This window comes from Klenkia sp. PcliD-1-E (genome assembly GCF_024124375.1).
Classification (GTDB): domain Bacteria; phylum Actinomycetota; class Actinomycetes; order Mycobacteriales; family Geodermatophilaceae; genus Klenkia.
Genome location: NZ_JAMXRZ010000239.1, coordinates 1 through 1740, shown reverse-complemented (window position 1 = coordinate 1740; position 1740 = coordinate 1). Strand labels below are relative to the sequence as shown.

Genomic DNA, 1740 nt, shown 5'->3' with positions numbered 1-1740 from the left:
CCGCCGCGGACGCCGAGGCCGCGGCGGCGGCGACGTCGGCCCGGGTGGCCCACGGCAGGTCGACGGCCCGGCCCCCGGCCAGCGGGGTGGGGTCGAAGGGCACCCAGCCCAGCCCGTCGTAGTAGACCTCGACCCAGGCATGCGCGTCGGCGGTCGTGACGACCCGGCTGCCGTCGGGCTGGCGCTGCCCGGGGGTGTAGCCCAGCACCACCCGGGCGGGGACGCCGGCGGCGCGCACCAGCACGGCCATGGCGCCGGCGTACTGCTCGCAGTAGCCCCGCCGCAGCTGGAGGAAGTCGGCCAGGTCGTCGCCGGTCGTGCCGGGGGCGGTGCTCAGGCTGTAGACGAACCCGTTGGACCGGTCGGTGAGGAAGTCGAACACCGCCCGCACCCGCTGGTCGGGGGTCTGGCCGCCGTCCACCAGCTGCCCGAGCAGGGTGGTCACCCGGGGGTCGAGGTCGGGCAGCGCGGTGTACTCCTGCTGCAGCGGGTCGTCGGCGGCCAGCGGCCGGGCGCCGGCGAGCTCCTCGGCGGTGGGCCGCACCTCCTCGCTCACCACGTCCCAGGTGCGGCCGCTGGTGCGGGCGTCGTCCCGGCCGAACACCGTGCCGCTGGCCGGGTCCAGCCGCCAGTCGCCGCCGTCGACGTCGACCGACTGCAGGTTGGTGAACACCGGCAGGAAGCTGTCGTCGTGCGCCTCGGCGGTGATCTGCGCGCGGACCTCGCGGGTCGGCACGCCGGCCGGCACCGGCACCAGCCCGTCGGCGCCGTCGGTGGGCTCGGCGCCCCCCAGGTTGCCGATGATCCATCCGTCGGAGGTGTACTGGTCCAGCGCGACCACGCGCAGGTAGGCCGGGTCGTCGACGCTGGCGTCCACGCGCAGCAGGTCGACCGGGTCGGGCTGGGTGAGCTGCCCCCGCAGGGCCGCCTGCGGGTCCAGCGAGGTGCCCGTGGTGGACCGGCCGGGGCCCTGCCCGGTGCCCAGGCCGGAGGCGAAGGACCCCTCCGCCAGGGTCGGCACCAGCGCGGGCAGCAGCAGGCCCGCGAGCACGGCCAGCACCCCGGTGCGGACGGCCGGCAGCACCCCGGTGCCGCCGAAGGCGCCCGGGCCCGAGCGCTGCCGCCCGGCCAGTCGCAGCCGCTGGTCGGCCCACAGCAGGGTGGCCAGACCCAGCGCCGGGCCGAGGAACACCAGCAGCGAGACGTCGCCGGTGGTGGTGGCCACCGGCACGCAGCACAGCACCAGCAGGGCCAGCCCGCCCAGCGCCGGCTGCCGACCCCCGACGGCGACGAGGTCCACGACGACGGTCAGCGTGCCGACCAGCAGCACGGTCAGCGCCACCAGCCCGTCGAGCGGGATGGCGGGGGTGACCTGCTCGCGGATCTCGGAGAAGCCCGAGGACAGCACGCCCAGCAGGTCCGCGGTGCTGCCGGGCGTGGGCAGCACCCCCACCAGCAGCCGGTCGGGGGCGAACACCCCGCACAGCACGGCCAGCAGCGCGAGCACCTGCACCACCGGGACGGCGACCTCGCCGGCGACGCTGCCGGTGCGGCCCAGCCGGGCGACCCCGGCCCGCACCAGCGCCCCGGAGCCACTCACCGCGAGGACGGCGAGCAGGACCGGGGCGGCCCAGGTGGGGGCGGCGAACACCGGCGCCATGGCCAGCGAGCCCAGCAGCACCGACACCGCGACCGCGACGGCGGTGCCCCAGCGGCCGGTCACGCCGGCACCGCCCGTCC

1 protein-coding gene is annotated in these 1740 nt (G+C 77.6%); it reads right to left on the bottom strand.

The annotated features are described in order from the left end of the window. Positions 1-1723 (bottom strand): DUF3488 and transglutaminase-like domain-containing protein (locus tag NH342_RS22840; RefSeq protein WP_253018642.1); only part of this gene is annotated, 1723 nt, incomplete at its 3' end. Positions 1724-1740: the final 17 nt, after the last annotated feature.